Source organism: Paenarthrobacter sp. AMU7 (assembly GCF_041200195.1).
In the GTDB taxonomy this organism is placed as follows: domain Bacteria; phylum Actinomycetota; class Actinomycetes; order Actinomycetales; family Micrococcaceae; genus Arthrobacter.
On sequence record NZ_CP165735.1, the window covers coordinates 327218 to 343237 of the forward strand.

18 protein-coding genes are annotated in these 16020 nt (G+C 64.2%); 13 read left to right on the forward strand and 5 right to left on the reverse strand.

What is annotated here, in order from left to right; translation table 11 throughout:
• The first annotated feature begins 3 nt into the window (after nt 1-3).
• The 11 genes from ABQM86_RS01560 to ABQM86_RS01610 all read left to right on the forward strand — a co-directional run bounded on the left by ABQM86_RS01560 (nt 4) and on the right by ABQM86_RS01610 (nt 9392).
• Entirely contained in the window at nt 4-1221 is a 1218-nt protein-coding gene (locus tag ABQM86_RS01560) for a glycosyltransferase (RefSeq protein ID WP_369745771.1), read from the forward strand.
• A 117-nt stretch (nt 1222-1338) separates the two neighbouring features.
• Entirely contained in the window at nt 1339-3456 is a 2118-nt protein-coding gene (locus tag ABQM86_RS01565; protein ID WP_280625785.1) for a prolyl oligopeptidase family serine peptidase, read from the forward strand.
• Between the two features lie 84 nt (nt 3457-3540).
• Entirely contained in the window at nt 3541-4050 is a 510-nt protein-coding gene (locus tag ABQM86_RS01570) for an amino-acid N-acetyltransferase (protein ID WP_337340662.1), read from the forward strand.
• 166 nt (nt 4051-4216) lie between these two features.
• Entirely contained in the window at nt 4217-5665 is a 1449-nt protein-coding gene (locus tag ABQM86_RS01575; RefSeq protein WP_207595751.1) for an FAD-binding oxidoreductase, read from the forward strand.
• 12 nt (nt 5666-5677) lie between these two features.
• Entirely contained in the window at nt 5678-5866 is a 189-nt protein-coding gene (locus ABQM86_RS01580) for a hypothetical protein (protein WP_207595752.1), read from the forward strand.
• 183 nt (nt 5867-6049) lie between these two features.
• On the forward strand, nt 6050-7051 hold the full coding sequence (gene dhaK, locus ABQM86_RS01585) for a dihydroxyacetone kinase subunit DhaK (protein ID WP_207595753.1): 1002 nt from the start codon (nt 6050-6052) through the stop codon (nt 7049-7051).
• A gap of 2 nt (nt 7052-7053) precedes the next feature.
• Entirely contained in the window at nt 7054-7716 is a 663-nt protein-coding gene (gene dhaL / locus ABQM86_RS01590; RefSeq protein WP_369745772.1) for a dihydroxyacetone kinase subunit DhaL, read from the forward strand.
• Nucleotides 7713-8399, forward strand: coding sequence for a dihydroxyacetone kinase phosphoryl donor subunit DhaM (gene dhaM / locus ABQM86_RS01595; RefSeq protein ID WP_207595755.1), 687 nt, complete (start codon nt 7713-7715; stop codon nt 8397-8399). The genes dhaL and dhaM overlap by 4 nt, the downstream gene beginning before the upstream one ends.
• A gap of 90 nt (nt 8400-8489) precedes the next feature.
• Complete coding sequence (locus ABQM86_RS01600; protein WP_035760998.1) at nt 8490-8666, forward strand: CsbD family protein; 177 nt, start codon at nt 8490-8492, stop codon at nt 8664-8666.
• A gap of 101 nt (nt 8667-8767) precedes the next feature.
• Nucleotides 8768-9028 (forward strand): DUF4235 domain-containing protein, encoded by a 261-nt coding sequence (locus tag ABQM86_RS01605; protein ID WP_207595756.1) that lies wholly within the window; start codon nt 8768-8770, stop codon nt 9026-9028.
• A 4-nt stretch (nt 9029-9032) separates the two neighbouring features.
• Nucleotides 9033-9392 (forward strand): VOC family protein, encoded by a 360-nt coding sequence (locus ABQM86_RS01610; RefSeq protein WP_089593224.1) that lies wholly within the window; start codon nt 9033-9035, stop codon nt 9390-9392.
• A 45-nt stretch (nt 9393-9437) separates the two neighbouring features.
• Here ABQM86_RS01610 and ABQM86_RS01615 read toward each other — a convergent pair whose 3' ends face one another.
• On the reverse strand, nt 9438-9950 hold the full coding sequence (locus ABQM86_RS01615) for a VOC family protein (protein ID WP_369745773.1): 513 nt from the start codon (nt 9948-9950) through the stop codon (nt 9438-9440).
• A gap of 77 nt (nt 9951-10027) precedes the next feature.
• On the opposite strand from ABQM86_RS01615, the gene ABQM86_RS01620 reads away from it, so the two are divergent.
• The gene (locus ABQM86_RS01620) at nt 10028-10852 is read left to right on the forward strand and encodes a helix-turn-helix domain-containing protein (RefSeq protein WP_369745774.1); all 825 of its coding nucleotides are present in this window, start codon (nt 10028-10030) and stop codon (nt 10850-10852) included.
• On the opposite strand, the gene ABQM86_RS01625 is transcribed toward ABQM86_RS01620, so the two are convergent.
• The 3 genes from ABQM86_RS01625 to ABQM86_RS01635 form a co-directional block, all read right to left on the reverse strand.
• A complete protein-coding gene (locus ABQM86_RS01625; RefSeq protein WP_369745775.1) occupies nt 10812-12197 on the reverse strand; it encodes a cation:dicarboxylate symporter family transporter in 1386 nt (461 codons plus the stop codon). The two genes, ABQM86_RS01620 and ABQM86_RS01625, sit on opposite strands and share 41 nt — an antisense overlap.
• A gap of 142 nt (nt 12198-12339) precedes the next feature.
• Entirely contained in the window at nt 12340-12822 is a 483-nt protein-coding gene (locus ABQM86_RS01630) for a hypothetical protein (RefSeq protein ID WP_369745776.1), read from the reverse strand.
• A gap of 113 nt (nt 12823-12935) precedes the next feature.
• Nucleotides 12936-13886 carry an A/G-specific adenine glycosylase gene (locus tag ABQM86_RS01635; RefSeq protein ID WP_280625802.1) on the reverse strand — a complete coding sequence of 317 codons (951 nt, stop codon included), beginning with the start codon at nt 13884-13886 and terminating at the stop codon, nt 12936-12938.
• Nucleotides 13887-14000: 114 nt separating this feature from the next.
• Between ABQM86_RS01635 and ABQM86_RS01640 the strand changes: the two genes are divergently transcribed.
• Nucleotides 14001-14723: a hypothetical protein gene (locus ABQM86_RS01640; RefSeq protein WP_369745777.1), complete on the forward strand. Its 723-nt coding sequence runs from the start codon at nt 14001-14003 to the stop codon at nt 14721-14723.
• A 37-nt stretch (nt 14724-14760) separates the two neighbouring features.
• Here ABQM86_RS01640 and disA read toward each other — a convergent pair whose 3' ends face one another.
• Entirely contained in the window at nt 14761-15837 is a 1077-nt protein-coding gene (gene disA, locus ABQM86_RS01645) for a DNA integrity scanning diadenylate cyclase DisA (RefSeq protein ID WP_024819020.1), read from the reverse strand.
• Between the last annotated feature and the right edge of the window lie 183 nt (nt 15838-16020).

The window sequence follows — 16020 nt, forward strand, 5'->3', positions numbered from 1 at the left end:
CAAATGCGGGTACTTATGGTGGCTCCGGGGACGCGCGGGGATGTGGCGCCCATGGCCGGGCTGGGAGGTCGCCTGCAAGGGCTGGGGTACGAGGTTGCCGTTGCCGCGAACCCTCCCTATGCCCCTCTGGTTGTTGAGTCGGGATGCGAGTTCAGGCCGCTGCCGGGGAACCTGACGGAACTCATCAAGCAGCCGGCCCCAGGTGCGAAAGCCTCAGCTGACAGCGTGCTGACGTTCTGGCGGAAGCTTGGCGAGTACATGGACAACGCAGCCAAGGGAACCCTGGCTGCCGCCGAGGCCGGGGCCGATGTCATCATGGCCAACTCGGTGGCACCCTATGCCTATGACATTGCCGAGGCTTTCGGCGTCCCGGCCATAGGCGCACACTTGCAGCCGACCGAACCGAGTGCGGCCTACCCGCCTGTGCTGATGAATTCGGCTCGAAGCGTGGGTGCGCTGGGGAACAGGATCATTGGCGAGCGGGCAGCAGCGGGGCCGGCCCCCTACGATGCTCCCAGCGCCCGCTTGCGCAAGCAGCTCGGCCTGCGCAAGGAGAGTCGAGCAGCGGGCGAACGTCGTCGGAGGAAGGCTCGGGCGACCATTCTTCATGGCATCAGTCCTACCGTCCTGCCGCGTCCGGCCGATTGGCACGCGGGATTGGTGATGGCCGGATATTGGTGGCCCCCGGAACACAGCGGCTGGGAGCCATCCGCCGACCTTGTGGACTTTCTCGCCGACGGTCCAGCGCCCGTCTTCGTTGGTTTCGGCAGCAGTGCACACATTGACCCCGGCTTCATCCTCGAGGCCACGCGTCGTGCCGGAGTTCGGGCTGTTGTGCAGGGTGCCGAGGGGGTGTTGGGCGATGATGCCATAGGTGTTGGAAGTGTCCCGCACAAATGGCTGTTCCCCCGCATGGCTGCCGTTGTCCACCATTCCGGCGCTGGAACCACTGCCGCCGGCTTGCGCGCCGGCGTGCCGTCGGTAGGTGTTCCCGTGTATACGGACCAGCCACTCTGGGCCTCGCGGATCGCGGCGCTGGGCGCCGGTCCCCAACCGCTTCCGTACAAGAAGCTGTCCCCGGAGCGCCTTGGTGACGCGATCGCGGAAGCCGTAAGAACGCCGTCGTATGCGCAGCAAGCGCTGGTCCTGGCGGCCGCCATAGGCAAGGAAGACGGGACTGTGCCCGTGGTCGAGACCTTGCGGAAACTTCCCTCCAAGTAGCAGCAGGGCGCGTTGGGAGCACGCATGACGGGCCGCGCTGGGAAGCAAGGCGGAACGGGATATGTGAAAGTACTGTTTCACTGTGAGTGAACCACCCTGTGATCGGGGGCACAATGCATGTTGAATCGGATCATGGACTCTGCAGACACTCTGACTCCGGGCGAGCAGCCCGAAACTCCCTTCCACCATATGGACCACTACCTCGCCATCCCGCGGATCAGCGGCCTCACCCTCAGCCCCGATGGCAAGCGTTTGGTCACCACCGTGTCAACGCTGAACGGGAAGGGAACCGAGTTCGCTTCGGCCCTCTGGGAGATCGACCCCACCGGCGGGAAGCGCGCACGCCGAATCACCCGCAGTTCCAAGGGTGAGGCCGGGGCGGCGTTCGCGGCATCCGGCGACCTCTACTTCACCTCGGCGCGCCCGGACCCGGACAGTCCGGACGCTGACCCGGTAAACGCCCTGTGGCTCCTCCCCGCCGACGGTGGAGAAGCCCGCGTGGTGCATTCACGCCCAGGCGGCATCGGTTCCGTCATGACCGCGAAGGACGTAGACGCCACGTTCGTCATGGCAGAGGTCCTGGCAGGATCCGCCGACGAGGATAACGACGAGGAGCGCCGAAAGGCCCGCAAAGACAACAAGGTTTCGGCCATCCTGCACAGCGGCTACCCGGTCCGCTATTGGGACGCCGACCTCGGCCCCGCAGAGCCGCGGATCTTTGCCGTTGAACAGGGTGACGAGCAGGAACCCGGCAAGCCGTCAACGGTGGACGCCTCGGCGCCGCTCAAGCTCCGCAACCTGACAGCCGGCGTCGGCGGCTCGCTGCGTGAGTCAAAAACAGTGGTGAGCCCGGACGGGAAGACCATTTACACCAGCATGTCCAAGGCGCTCGCCAAGGCCGACAGCCGCGAGGTGCTGGCCGCCATCGACGTCGCCACCGGGAACGTCAAGGTGCTGCTGGACCACGAGGGCATGAGCTATTTCCCTGGACCCGTCAGTCCGGACAACGGCACGCTCGTTGTGGAAAGCGAAAGCGACACCACACCCACGCAGGCGCCCCAGGTGAAGCTGCACCTGCTCAACGTCGCCGGCGGCGAAACCACGGACCTCGAGCCGCTGGCACACCACTGGGATCGCTGGGCCACTGTCCTTGCCTGGCTTCCGGATGGCAGCGCCGTCCTGGCCAAAGCGGACGACGACGGCGCGTCGCCGGTTTTCCGGATAAGCGTCGCTGACGGTGAAGTCACCCGGGTGACGCAGGACGCTTCCGCCTATTCCGACGTCGTGCTTTCTCCCGACGGGGCCTCGGCGTATGCCCTGCGGAGCTCGTACGAATTCCCGGCCGAAGCTGTTCGGATAAACCTCGCCACCGGAGAAGTGACCAGGCTGCAGGCACCCGCTGAGCGGCCTGTGTACAAGGGTCGCCTGGAGCGCGTTGAAACGACAGCGGACGACGGTTCACGAGTCCCTGCCTACCTCGCCCTCCCTGAAGGGGCATCGGCCGGGAAGCCTGCGCCGCTCCTGCTGTGGATCCACGGCGGCCCGCTGGGTTCGTGGAACGCCTGGACGTGGCGCTGGAACCCTTGGCTGCTCGTCGCCAAGGGCTACGCCGTGCTGCTGCCCGATCCGGCGCTCTCCACAGGCTACGGCCAGGAATTCATCCAGCGTGGCTGGGGCGAGTGGGGCAAGAAGCCCTTCACGGACCTCATGGCCATCACCGACGCGGTGGTGGGGCGCCCGGACATTGATGAGTCGCGGACAGCTGCGATGGGGGGATCGTTCGGCGGCTACATGGCCAACTGGGTGGCCGGGCAAACCGACCGGTTCAAGGCGATTGTTACCCACGCGAGTTTGTGGGCGCTGGACCAGTTCGGTCCCACCACGGATGCTGCCCAGTACTGGCTGAAGGAAATGACCGTGGAAATGGCCATGGAGAACTCTCCGCACCTGAACGTGGGAAACATCAAGACACCCATGCTGGTGATCCATGGCGACAAGGACTACCGGGTCCCGATCGGCGAGGGACTGCGGCTCTGGTACGAACTCCTGTCCTCCTCGCAATTGCCCGCCGACGACAACGGCCAGAGCCCACACCGCTTCCTCTACTTCCCTGACGAAAACCACTGGGTGCTCCAGCCGCAGCACGCGAAGATCTGGTACGGAGTGGTGGAGCACTTCCTGGCCAAGCAGGTGCTGGGCGAGGACGTTGCTTTGCCGGAGGAGCTGGGGGTCTAGGCGATTCGTTCGGCCCCAGCCCCGCATTCAGTCATGCGCGGGGCTGGGGCGTCCGGCACCTGTTTGCCTCGCTAGGATGGGGGAGTGAATTCGACCTTCAGCCTCCGCCCTGCCCGCACCAGTGATGTGGCTGCGATCAAGAGGCTGGTGGCGCCCTTGGCCGAGGAGCGGATCCTCATGGCCAAGGAGACTGTGGCTTATTACGAGAGCCTGCAGGAATTCCGGATCGCCGAGTCTGAGGACGGGGAAGTCATTGGCTGCGGCGCTCTCCATGTGATGTGGGAGGACCTGGCCGAGATCCGCACTCTTGCGGCTGCCGATTCCTGGCGGGGGCGGGGCGTGGGGCACGTCCTGGTGGAGAATCTCCTTGAGGAAGCGCGCGCCCTTGGCGTGAGCCGTGTATTCTGCCTGACGTTCGAAGTGGACTTCTTTAAGCGCCACGGATTTGAAGTCATGGCCGACCAGTCGGCCGTCGATCCCCAGGTGTACTCCGAGCTGCTGCGCTCACATGACGAAGGCGTGGCGGAGTTCCTGGACCTGGCCCGGGTGAAGCCGAACACCTTGGGCAATACCCGCATGATCAAGCAGCTCTAGGCCTGCTTCCCCTTCCCCCCGCGTCGCAATCTGCAGGAAATGGCGCGTTTTCAAGAGTGCCCGATTATGAGTGATTTAATCCTCTTTTCTTATCTAAAATTGATGGATAAACTGATCAAGGCTTGCTGGGGAAGCTTCCACCACATCGGTCAATTGAGAGAAGATCATGCAGTCCCACGCGTCCCTTTCAGATGTTTCAGAACTCCAACTCAGCGTGCGCGGTCCAGTGTTCACGCCTGCCGATCCCGGCTTCGCCGCTGAAGTAGCGGCCTTCAATTTATCCACACAGCACCAGCCCGATCTCGCCTTCGGAGCCCTCGACGCAGAGGATGTCTCGGCGGCGATACGCTGGGCAGCGGAACGCGGCGTGCCCGTGTCTGTCCAGTCAACCGGGCACGGCGCCACGAACGCGATCGAGGGTGGCCTGCTGATCAGCACCCGACGAATGCTCGAGCTCAGTATTGATCCCCTGGAGAAGACAGCCCGCGTGGGTGCGGGCGTCCGCTGGAAGGCCGTGGTGGATCTCGCCGGGACCTTCGGCCTCATGGGGCTCTGCGGTTCAACCACTGATGTAGGCGTGGTGGGTTACACGCTGGGTGGTGGGCTGCCGATCCTGGGCCGCAAATACGGATTCGCTTCCGACCACGTGATTGCGTTTGAAATAGTCACGGCAGACGGAACCCTGCGCAGGGTAACCAAGGACGAGGATTCGGAGTTGTTCTTCCTCCTGCGCGGCGGCAAGGGCAACTTGGGAATCGTCACGGCCATGGAGTTCCACCTCTTCCCCGGCTCGGACCTCTACGCCGGCGGAATCTACTTTGACGGTGAGCAAGCTCCTGAAGTATTGCAGGCGTTCAGGGATTGGGCGCCTGCCTTGCCGGTAGAGGCCTCGGCGTCACTGGCCTTCCTGCGGCTGCCGGACATGGAAATGGTGCCGGAACCTCTACGCGGAAAGTTCGTGATCCACCTCCGTTATGCCTACCAAGGTGACCTGGCGGCGGCGGCAGAACTCCTGGAGCCGATGCGCCGGAGTGCACCGTTCATGATGGATGCCACCGGCCCCCTTGACGCTACTGCCTTCGACTCCATCCACCAGGACCCGGACCAACCGGTTCCCGTGATGGAACACGGGTTCCTCTTGGACAGGCTGGATGCGCCTGAAACCGAAACACTTCTGCGGCACTTTGGCCCCGGCGTCGAAAGTCCCGTGCTGTTGGCCGAGCTCCGGTTGCTCGGCGGTGCTTTGGCGAAGAGCGCAGACGGCGATGACATTGTGGGTGGCCGCGATGCTGCGTTCAGCTTCTTCATGGGTGCCATTGCCGTCCCGCCGGTGGTTGCGATGTTGCCTGCGGTTTTCAATGCTGTCCATGAAGACCTTCGGCCCGCCGCCAATGCCGGAACCTTCGTGAACCTGCACGGCCACTTTGTGGATGCCGAAGACAGGGAACGGCCCTGGCGGGCAACTGCATTGGAACGGCTCCGCAAGGCAAAGGCTGAGTTGGACCCGCAAAACATGTTCAGCTTCGGGCATGTAGTGGGGCTCCCGGTCATTGACCAGACAGTGCTGCTTGAAGACGTTGTGACTGCCGGCGGCGACGCCGTGCTGAACAACTAGGGGCTGAGGGCGATGAACAACCGCGTCACATTCCCCGACTTCTCCGCCTTCCAGATCGACATTCCGCACGGATCATGGCCGCACGAAGCGTCATGGTCCGGGGACAGGCACTCCGACCCGGATCTGTACTCTGCCTTCTGGCCCGAGTTTCACGCCAGGCAGGAATCCGAGGCGGTGACGGCACCGCAGGCTGAGGAATAGCAGGCACAGAACCGGCCCGCGGAGGCGGGCAGGGCGGAAGGGGCAGTTCGGCAGTGGCCAGGGCCTCGCGCTGAAAAGCCCCGAGCGGGATAACTCCGCACCAAGGGCGCCCAAGGCCTACCGTGGGCCGGGCCGCCGGTAGTAGGGTCAGAGCACCAGCCGCAGCACGCCCAGGAGCATCCCATGAAAAAGCTCATAAATGATCCACGCGCAGTGGTGGACGAGTCCGTCGAAGGGTTCGGCATGGCCCATGCCGACATTGTGGACGTCCATCCCGAGCCCAAGTACGTCATCCGAAAGGGTGCTCCAGTGGAGGGCAAGGTTGCCTTGGTCTCCGGTGGAGGGAGCGGTCACGAGCCCCTGCACGCAGGTTTCGTGGGGCTCGGCATGCTCGATGCCGCTGTGCCCGGCGCCGTCTTCACCTCGCCAACCCCTGACCAGATCATTCCAGCCACGGTCGCTGTCGACTCAGGAGCCGGCGTCGTTCATATCGTGAAGAACTACACCGGCGACGTCCTGAACTTTGAAACCGCCGCCGAGATGGCGCAGGCCGAAGGCGTGCACGTGCGTTCGGTCCTGGTGAACGACGACGTCGCGGTGGAAGATTCGCTGTACACGGCAGGCCGGCGCGGGGTAGGCGGTACGGTCCTGGTGGAAAAGATCGCAGGGGCATCAGCTCAGCGTGGTGACGATCTTGACACCGTCACGGCCATCGCCGAACGGGTGGTGGCCAACGTGCGGACGATGGGTGTGGCACTGTCCGGCTGCACAGTGCCACACGCAGGCACGCCGAGCTTCGAGCTGGAAGACAACGAGATCGAGATCGGTATAGGCATTCACGGCGAACCGGGCCGGCACAAGATCGCCATGGAAAGCGCTGACGCGATCACGGACCGCCTGCTGGAGCCTGTGCTGGAGGATCTTGCCCTGGCATCCGGGGACAAGGTGCTGCTGTTCGTGAACGGCATGGGTGGAACCCCGCAAAGCGAGCTCTACATCGTCTACCGGCGTGCCGCCCAGGTCCTGGCCGAACGTGGTGCCACCGTGGAGCGTTCGCTGGTGGGCAACTACGTGACCTCCCTGGAGATGCAGGGCTGTTCGGTCTCGGTCCTGCGCCTTGATGACGAGATGACCCGGCTCTGGGATGCCCCTGTCCACACTGCAGCACTGCGCTGGGGAGCCTGAATATGGGGTTGACTGTTGACTGGGTCACGGACTGGTTGAAACTTTCCGCCAAGGCCATGGAAGAGCACCGCGTGGAACTGATCGAACTGGACCGGGCGATCGGCGACTCGGACCACGGCGAAAACATGGACCGCGGGTTCCAGGCCGTCCTCCAGAAACTCGACGAGGCGCCACCCGCAACTCCCGGAGCCGCGCTCAAAGCCGCCGCGATGGCCCTCATGTCCAAGGTGGGTGGCGCTGCCGGACCGTTGTACGGGACGGCCTATCTGCGGGCAGCTACCTCGCTGGGCGATGCCGCCGAGATCGACGCTGAAACCCTGGCGGCCGCTCTCACCGCCGCACGTGATGGCGTGGTGGCGCGCGGCAAAGCCGAACTTGGGGACAAGACCATGATCGACGCGTGGACACCCGCCGTGGAAGCGGCCCAAAAAGCAGCAGCGGGCGGCGCGGATCCGGTGGGCGTCCTGGAGGCAGCTGCCGAAGCAGCTGAGACCGGGGCGATGGCAACGGATCCGTTGGTGGCGCGTAAAGGGCGGGCCAGCTATTTGGGGGAGCGCAGCGCAGGGCACCGCGACCCCGGGGCGGCCTCAACGGCGCTGCTCCTCCGTGCGGCCGCCGCGGCTGCTGCCGGTTCCACGGCTGAGACAGGGGCCGACGCCGTATGACGGTTGGGATCGTGGTGGTTTCACACAGCAGCAAGATAGCCGAGGGAGCGGTGGAGCTCGCCGCGCAGATGGCGCCCGACGTCGAATTGGTCGCCGCCGGGGGCACTGACGACGATCGGATCGGAACCAGCCTGGAGAAGGTGCTGGCCGCCGTCGAGCAGTCCCTGGTTGATTCCGGTGGTGACGGCGTGGTGGTACTGACCGATCTGGGCTCGGCGGTGATGACGGCCGAGTCGGCCATGGAGTTTGCCAGCGACCCTGATGCCGTGCTCCTCGCGGATGCGCCGTTGGTTGAGGGGCTGGTGGCGGCCGCCGTCGCGGCCCAAGGAGGTTCCGGCGTCGCGGATGTCCGCAAGGCCGCGGAAGCCGCGGGGTACCGGCCTGCGGAGCCAGTGGAGCCTGCTGAAGCGGCCGGCGCCATTGCGCCGGACGCCAGCGGCGACTTCGAGCTCATTAATCCCTTGGGCATGCACGCCCGGCCTGCCGCGAAGATCGCAGGTGGCCTGTCCGGGTTGGACGCCGAGGTGACCGTGAACGGCGTCGATGGCATGTCCATCATGGCGCTCATGGCGCTCGCCGCCGGCCAGGGTTCCACGCTTCGTGTCGAAGCCCGCGGCAAGGATGCGCAGAGAGCTGTTGACTATGTTCGCCGGTTGGTGGAAGAGGGGTTCGGGGAGCTCTAGTTCGGACGGATTTGCTGTCAAATATTGCTAAGTATGCTGATTAGTGATGTTGTAGAGGTACAGGTTCACTACAAGGAAGAGGTGCGAATCATGGGTGCTGACGACAAGATGGAGAACGCTGGCGAGAAGCTTGGTGGCAAGGCCAAGGAAGCTGCCGGAAAGCTGACGGACAACGAGCGTCTTGAAGCAGAAGGCAAGGGCGACCAGACGAAGGCCGACCTCAAGGGCGCCGGCGAGAAGCTGAAGGACGCCTTTAAGAAAGACTAGGTATCCGGACAGGGCCGCTGCGGTTGCAGCGGCCCTGCCTTGTTTTGTGAGGCGATTGTTGTGGCGTCGTCCGCTGGCGCCAAACTTGATGGAGGATCTACGTGAACATACTGGTGAAAATTTTCGGCCTGGCAATCGGTCTTGGCGCCGGTGCGCTGGCAAACAAGACGCTGGAGGGCCTCTGGGAGAAGCAGACCGGCAAACCTGCCCCCAAGGACAGCACAGACCTCAATGATTCACTTCCGGGCGTGCTGGTCTTCGCGGTTGTCTCGGCCGCCGTCGCCGCCGTGGTTCACGTCCTCACCCAGCGGGGCACCAAGAGCGCCCTGGTCCGCATGAAGAAATCGGCTGACGAGGTCTAACACCATGGCTATTGCTAAGTTCCCAAGTGTCGTCATCGATTGTCCCGACGCGGCTGTCTTGGCTGCCTTCTATGGCGAGCTTTTCGGCTGGGACGTCGAGGACAAGGGCGACTGGTTCGATATCCGCCCAAGCGACGGCAGTAACTGCATCTCCTTCCAGCAGGTGGAGGTGTACCAAGCGCCGGTGTGGCCCGGGCAGACCATTCCGCAGCAAATGCATTTGGACATGGTGGTGGAAGACCTGGACAAGGGCGAAGAAGTTGCGCTCTCGCTGGGAGCCACCAAGGCCGACCATCAGCCCGGTGAGACGTTCCGGGTGTTCCTTGATCCGGCCGGGCACCCGTTTTGTCTCTGTCTTAGCTAGGGCTTGGCCGCCGCAGGGCCTGAACCCTGTGGCGGCTCCCGGTCCTTAGCCCTGCTGTGCCGCCCATTCCTCGACGCGGCGGTTGCTCTCTTCCTCGGAGAGGTCCTCGACACGCGTCATGATGGACCAGCGGACGCCGAACGGATCGCGGATGCTCGCGTAGCGGTCACCTGAGACGAAGGTGGTCAACGGCTCCCGGATGGCGGCGCCGGCTTGCTCCGCTTTGTGGACCAGGCTGTCCGCGTCGGAGCAGTAGAGGCCCAGGGAGTAGCAGTCATCTTCGCCTGACGGTGCTTGGACCAAGTGATATTCCGGGTTGGGCTCACCCAGCTGGAGGTGGCCGTTTCCGAAGTCCAGTTCGGCATGGACCACTAGCCCGCCCATCTCAGTTTCACCCACCACGCGGGCCCCGAACACGTCCCGGTAAAAGGCGATGGCCGCCTTGGCGTTCGGCACCGAGAGGAACGGCGTGAGGCTGGTGAGACCGTTGGGAATGCCGTGGGTGGTGTGCTCCCCGTGGGCGGCCGTGGTTGATTCTGTGCTTGTAGTATCTGTCATGGATACGACGCTACGTGCCTCCGGGTGCCGGGCGCTTGGAGATTCGCGACAGGTTCACGCCGACCCGGGAGGGGCTTATGGAGGGTTCCTTCAAGGGCATCCTGTACCCCGCGCGACTACCCACCTTCAACCGCGTTCCCGCGCCGGCATCGGTAGCCGGGCTGGTGCAGTGGTTTTGGATCCCCGAGTGGGACATCGAACCCGGGCGGACCTCCCGGCAACACCTCATCGCCTACCCTGCGTCCAACTTGGTGGTGCAGCCTGCGGATGTCATCTTTTCGGGACCAACCACCCGTGCCGCACACCGCGACCTGACCGGCTCTGGCTGGACCGTGGGTGCGCTGCTCCGCCCGGCGGCCGTGCCGTTGTTTACCGACGACCCCGGCGCCTTGCGGGACAGGGAACTGACTCTGGAAATGATGGAGCTGCACACTGCGGTTTCGGCCGCGATGGCCCCGTCTCGCAGCGCCATGCAGCCCCGCAGTGCCACAACGCGCGACGACGGCACTCACCGCAAGCGGGCAGTAGAGGCCTTTGTTGCGTGGCTGGTTTCACTCGACGCAGTGCTCTCGGAGGAAGCCCTGCTCGCGAACCGGATGATGGATGTGATCGCTTCCGACCCAGAGGTGCTTTTGCTCGAGGACGCTGCCGCCCGGCTGGCGGTTTCACCGCGAACGCTGCAGAGGTTGGCCAGGAAGTACATAGGACTCAGCCCCGCAGCACTCATACGTCGCCGGAGGCTTCAGGATGCCGCCGAGCGTACCCGGTCCGATCCAACAGCGGACCTTGCGGCGATCGCCGTCGAACTCGGCTATGCCGATCATGCGCATCTGACGAACGACTTCCAGAAGTACTTGGGCTTTACCCCGAGTACGTACCGGAGGTCAGCTGGGGAGTTTTGAGTGCCGGCGCCGAAGGCTCGGGCGCCGCGTCGGTGTCCTCCGGCGTCGTGTCCTCCCCGCGGAAAGCTGCCAGCATTGCCTCGCGGTCGAATTGACCTTCCCATTTGGACACCACGAACGTGGCGACGCAGTTGCCCAGCAAGTTGACCACAACCCGCATGGAGTCCATCAAACGGTCCGCTCCAAGCAGGAGTGCAACTCCTGCCACCGGGAAGATTCCCAGCGCCCCGGCCGTCGCGGAGAGGGCGAGGAAGGCGGAACCGGGAACGCCGGCCATGCCCTTGGAGGTGAGCATCAGGATGCCGAGCGCTGCCAGTTGCTGACCCAGATCCAGGTTGTGGCCAAAGGCCTGGGCAAGGAAAAGAAGGGAGATGGAAAGGTAAAGCGCGGCTCCGTCCAGATTGAAGGAGTATCCCGTGGGCACCACCAGGCCTGTGGTTGCCCGGGAACAACCGGCGTTGGTCAGCTTGGTCATGATGCGGGGGAGGACGGATTCAGTGGAGGCCGTGCCCAGGGCAAGCATAAATTCTTCGCGGGAGTACTTGATGAACTGCCACAGGGGAACGCGCGGGTAGACCCAGGCCACCACAAACAGGAGGCCAATGAAGACCAGCGCTGAGCCGTAGCATGCAGCAACCAAGAGGGCGTAGGTGCTCAACGAGCTCAGTCCATACTGGCCGATGATGAAGGCCATGGCGCCGAAGGCTCCAATGGGGGCGACCCGCATGACCCACGCCATGATTTTGAAGAAGAGCTCCAGTGTCGTTTCCATGAGGTCCATCACGGGCTTGCACTTCTCGCGGCCCACCACCACGATGGCTGCGCCAAAGAAGATTGCGAAGCACAGGACCTGGAGCAGCGAGTTGGACGCGAAGGCTCCTATGACGCTGGTGGGGATGATGCCCAGCAGGAACTGACCCGCATCTTTGGGTGGAGCGGTGGTGGTCTTGGCGTTCACTGCATCCTCGGACAAGGACGCCGGGTCAATGTTCAGGCCTGCGCCCGGCTGCACAAGATTGGCAACCACCAGCCCAAATGCCAAGGCGAAGAGTGTGGCGCCGGTGAAATAGATCAGTGCCTTAACACCTACGCGGCCTACGGACTTGACGTCCCCCACGGCAGAGATCCCCGTGACGATGACCAGGAAAATCAGTGGAGCGATGATCATTTTGATGAGCTGAATGAAGCCGTCGCCCAGTGGGCGAAGGGCAGCCCCTATGTTTGGCCATAGGTACCCTATGGCGATGCCCAGCACCACGGCCACCAAAATCTGGAAGAACAAGGATTTGTACAGTGGCTTCTTCGCTGCTGGAGTCACGGAAGCCGTGGGTGTGGGAGTTTTCAAGGGGGATGCCTGTCTGTGCGGGGCCGCGCTGCGGTCGCGGCTGGGATCACACAAGACGCTATGAGGGCCTTGTTTCCGAATTGCTAATTCCTGAAGCCTGTTGTGTTTAATATCGGAACAAGATTTTCACGATGTGGAAAGTCTAGGTCTGACTTAGCCCGTCTTCATCCAAGCTCACCGCGGCGGAAATGACGCGGCCGCATTGCTCGCCGTACGGATAATCGCCCCTGGGCGTGAAGGTCAATGTCCGCGTGGGCAGCGCTGTGCCGGAGGGAGAGGTGCCGCTGACGGTCGCTTCAAGGGGGCTTTCGCTGAGGGTCGGAAGCTCGATGGAACCCAGAAGAGTCCCGTCAGGAGATGACGTCGCCGAGCACACGCCGTCCGGCGTGCAGCCTTGGTCCACGGCTACGGCACCAGGGTGCAGGTCCAGGTCCTTTTCGGTGCAGGTACCGTCCTGGCAGGCCTTGAGCCGCAGCGTCCCCACCTGGTCTGCGTAACTCGCTGCAACACTCAGGGACACCCCTGCAATGTGCCCAATGGCCGGGCAGGCTGCGGCTTCGGGATAGCAGCCCGGAAGCAAAGCCGCCGTTCCAGCAAGGGTCAACGCCACTCCGATTTTGCCCATGCTTCAGGGTAAGACCGCGTGGGGCCGGCGTCTCCCGTGCGTCCCAAAGAGGCACCTGCATTGTTACGGCTCACCCGGTACCGTTGCCGAACCGATACCGCGCCTGCCAAACGCTAGGCCGGAAGCCGCAACCCGCCGTCGTGCATCTCTGCCAAGCCGTCCACCAACAGGCCATCCAGTGCGCGCTCGAGTTGCTCCGGCGCCGAGTTGAGCCGGTGCAACGCAGCGAGGGGGATCCCGATGCCCGACGGCGCGAATCCGAGATCCGCCGGCGCCTGCTCGAACATCTGGCGGGGGACGGGGGTGGCGGCCTCGCGGAGGACGGCCATCACGGCACCGCGGACCTGGCGGTCGGTGCCGTGCCAGGACTGGCCCTTGGGCGTGTACGACGGCGGCGGCTCACCCGCGGCGAGCCAGGCGCAGCTTGAGCGGACAGGACAGTCCGCGCACTTGGGGCTGCGGGCCGTGCACACCATGGCTCCCAGTTCCATGACGGACGCGTTCCAGCGCACGGACAGTTCCTGTTCGACGGGAAGGAGGGCCTCGGCCAACCGCATTTCGCCTGCGGTCAGCGCCGGCGCAGGAAGTGCGTTCCCGGAAATAAGGCGTGCGTGGACCCGCCTGATGTTGGTGTCCACCACGGTTTCGCGTCGACCAAAAGCGAAGGCGGCGACGGCGGCAGCCGTGTAACTCCCCACGCCAGGCAAACCCAAAAGTTCTGCGTACGTGTCAGGAACGTTGCCGCCGTGCTGCTCACGGATGGCGACGGCGGCCGCGTGCAGTCGCAGGGCGCGGCGTGGGTATCCGAGTCGGCCCCAATGGCGGACGGCTTCGCCCGACGGCTCGTCGGCAAGGTGGCCCGGGGTAGGCCAGCGGTCCATCCAGTCCCGCCACACGGGCAGAACCCGAACCACGGGAGTCTGCTGGAGCATGACTTCGCTGACCAGGATTCCCCAGGCGCTGCAGTCCGGCTCGCGCCACGGAAGGTCCCGGGCGGCGTCGGCAAACCACTGATCCAAGGCGCTGTGGAGCGCGGTCAGTTGGTGGGCATCGGGAAGAGTCATACTGCCCTCAACTGTAATGGAACCCCGGGCCATGGCCGACGTCACACAGTCCCGGATTAGGGCCCTGCGGCGTGTAGGTTAGGGCCCCGAGGGCCACGAGCCTAGCCTAGAACCATGGCCACCAACGGAAAGCAGCAGTCGACCGCGCGCTCATCAGCGCCGGCAAAGGGTGCTGCCCGTGGCTCATCCCGGAGCGGGACAACAAGCCGCGGTACCCCGGCGAAAAAGCGACGCCCGAGCCCTGCCGTGTACCGCCGTCGTCGGCAGGTGGTTTTCGGCGCCCTGCTGCTGGTGATCGCCTTGCTGGTGGGAGGCGCGGTGGCCCTTACGGGTGCGCTCGCCGGAAAGAATGAGCCCCAAGCCGCCAGCACCCCGGAAGCCTCGCAGGCGCCGACGCAGGGAAGTGCGCCGTCAGGGACACCGTCGCCGTCTGCTTCGCCGACGCCTGTGTGCGACTTCAACCTCATGACTGTCGCGGCCAAGACCGACAAGCCAGCCTACGGTGCGGAAGAAAAGCCGCTGCTCACCATGACCATCACCAACGGAGGCAACGCTCCGTGCGAGGTCAACGTGGGAACCTCCCAAATGGAGTATCTGGTGATGAGCGGCGCGGACCGCATCTTCTCCTCCAAGGACTGCCAGACCGGCGGCGAAGACCTCATCAAAACCATCCAGCCCGGCAAGAGCGAAACCGCGAACTTCCCGTGGCAGCGCAACAGGACACTGGAAGGCTGTGGCGCGATCAACGCGAAGCCGGGTGGCGGCGGCGCGTACTACACCTTCGAGGCGCGGCTGGGAAACAAAGCCAGCCCCAAGGCTGTCTTCCAGCTGAACTAAGTTCTGGCTGAGCCGGCGTTCGACGGCGGCAGGCGGCTTAGAGGAACCGGTCCAGCAGGCTGGCCTCGGCCATGCGGCTCAGGCCCTCGCGCACTGTGCGGGCGCGCTGATCGCCGATGCCGTCCACGGTCATCAGGTCATCAATGGTGGCTGCCATCAGGTTCTGGAGCCCGCCGAAGTAGTCCACCAAGCGGTCGGCCACGGCTTTAGGCACTGACTTGAGGCCCGAAAGGAGCCGGTAGCCGCGCGGCTGGACCACTGCGTCCAACTGCTCAACACCGCCGGCGAAACCGATGATGTGCGCGATGCGGCTGAGATCGATCAGTTCGGTGGGGCCCAGGTTCAGGAGTGCCTGGACGGCTTCCTCGATCTCCTCAGGCGTGGCGTCGGGATCCGAGTAGTCGCGGATGATGACGTCGCTGCCCGGCCCGCGGCCCATGGTCAGTTCCTCCACCTGGAGGGATAGCAGACGGCCGTCTTCGCCCAGTTCCAGGACGTACTGGGCGATTTCCTCCGAGATGCGACGGACCATTTCCTGCCGCTGCAAGGTGACGGCAACGTCCCTGACAGTGACCAGGGCCTCGATTTCCAGGGCGGAGAGGGAACTGGTGACCTGGTCCAGCCTGGCGCTGTACCGTTCCAACGTTGCCAGGGCCTGGTTGGCGCGGGCGAGGACCTTTTCGGAGCCCTCCAGCACGTGGCGCAAACCGTTCACGTACAGCGCGATGATCTGCATCGACTGGCTGACGGAGATCACGGGAACGCCGGTCTGGATGGCCACCCGCTCAGCGGTGCGGTGCCTGGTGCCCGATTCCTGGGTTTCAATGCTCGAATCCGGGACCAGTTGGACTGCGGCGCGGACAATGTTGCTGGCGTCCTTGTCGCAGATAATGGCGCCGTCCATTTTGGCCAGCTCACGCAGGCGCGTGGGGGAGAAATCGATGCCGATATCGAACCCGCCGGAACAGATGGAGTCGATGGTGCGGTCGTAGCCCAAGACAATCAGGGCTCCGGTCCGTCCGCGGAGGATGCGTTCCAGGCCATCTCGCAACGGGGTTCCGGGTGCGACTCTGGCCAGGGTCGCCTTAAGCGACTCTTCCGGGCTCCGGGCCATAGGTTTTCCCTTCGAAGGTGCAAGCCTCGGCTCACAGACAAGCTGAATCCGGCGTCAGTGGGCACTCACAAAAAATGCCCCAATGACGACAAGCACAATGATAGGGCTTCCGGGGACCGTTAACCGCACCAGCAAGCCCCAAAGTGGGTCATTTCGTGATGTTCGGCGGTGCCCGCAAAGTGG

Coding starts and splice junctions, on each gene's coding strand:
- ABQM86_RS01580 (WP_207595752.1), top strand. CDS start 5,678: ATGAACAACCGCGTCACATTCCCCGACTTCTCCGCCTTCCAGATCGAC.
- ABQM86_RS01635 (WP_280625802.1), bottom strand. CDS start 13,886: ATGACTCTTCCCGATGCCCACCAACTGACCGCGCTCCACAGCGCCTTG.
- ABQM86_RS01575 (WP_207595751.1), top strand. CDS start 4,217: ATGCAGTCCCACGCGTCCCTTTCAGATGTTTCAGAACTCCAACTCAGC.
- ABQM86_RS01615 (WP_369745773.1), bottom strand. CDS start 9,950: ATGACAGATACTACAAGCACAGAATCAACCACGGCCGCCCACGGGGAG.
- dhaK (WP_207595753.1), top strand. CDS start 6,050: ATGAAAAAGCTCATAAATGATCCACGCGCAGTGGTGGACGAGTCCGTC.
- ABQM86_RS01600 (WP_035760998.1), top strand. CDS start 8,490: ATGGGTGCTGACGACAAGATGGAGAACGCTGGCGAGAAGCTTGGTGGC.
- ABQM86_RS01610 (WP_089593224.1), top strand. CDS start 9,033: ATGGCTATTGCTAAGTTCCCAAGTGTCGTCATCGATTGTCCCGACGCG.
- ABQM86_RS01560 (WP_369745771.1), top strand. CDS start 4: ATGCGGGTACTTATGGTGGCTCCGGGGACGCGCGGGGATGTGGCGCCC.
- dhaM (WP_207595755.1), top strand. CDS start 7,713: ATGACGGTTGGGATCGTGGTGGTTTCACACAGCAGCAAGATAGCCGAG.
- ABQM86_RS01640 (WP_369745777.1), top strand. CDS start 14,001: ATGGCCACCAACGGAAAGCAGCAGTCGACCGCGCGCTCATCAGCGCCG.
- ABQM86_RS01630 (WP_369745776.1), bottom strand. CDS start 12,822: ATGGGCAAAATCGGAGTGGCGTTGACCCTTGCTGGAACGGCGGCTTTG.
- dhaL (WP_369745772.1), top strand. CDS start 7,054: ATGGGGTTGACTGTTGACTGGGTCACGGACTGGTTGAAACTTTCCGCC.
- ABQM86_RS01620 (WP_369745774.1), top strand. CDS start 10,028: ATGGAGGGTTCCTTCAAGGGCATCCTGTACCCCGCGCGACTACCCACC.
- disA (WP_024819020.1), bottom strand. CDS start 15,837: ATGGCCCGGAGCCCGGAAGAGTCGCTTAAGGCGACCCTGGCCAGAGTC.
- ABQM86_RS01565 (WP_280625785.1), top strand. CDS start 1,339: ATGTTGAATCGGATCATGGACTCTGCAGACACTCTGACTCCGGGCGAG.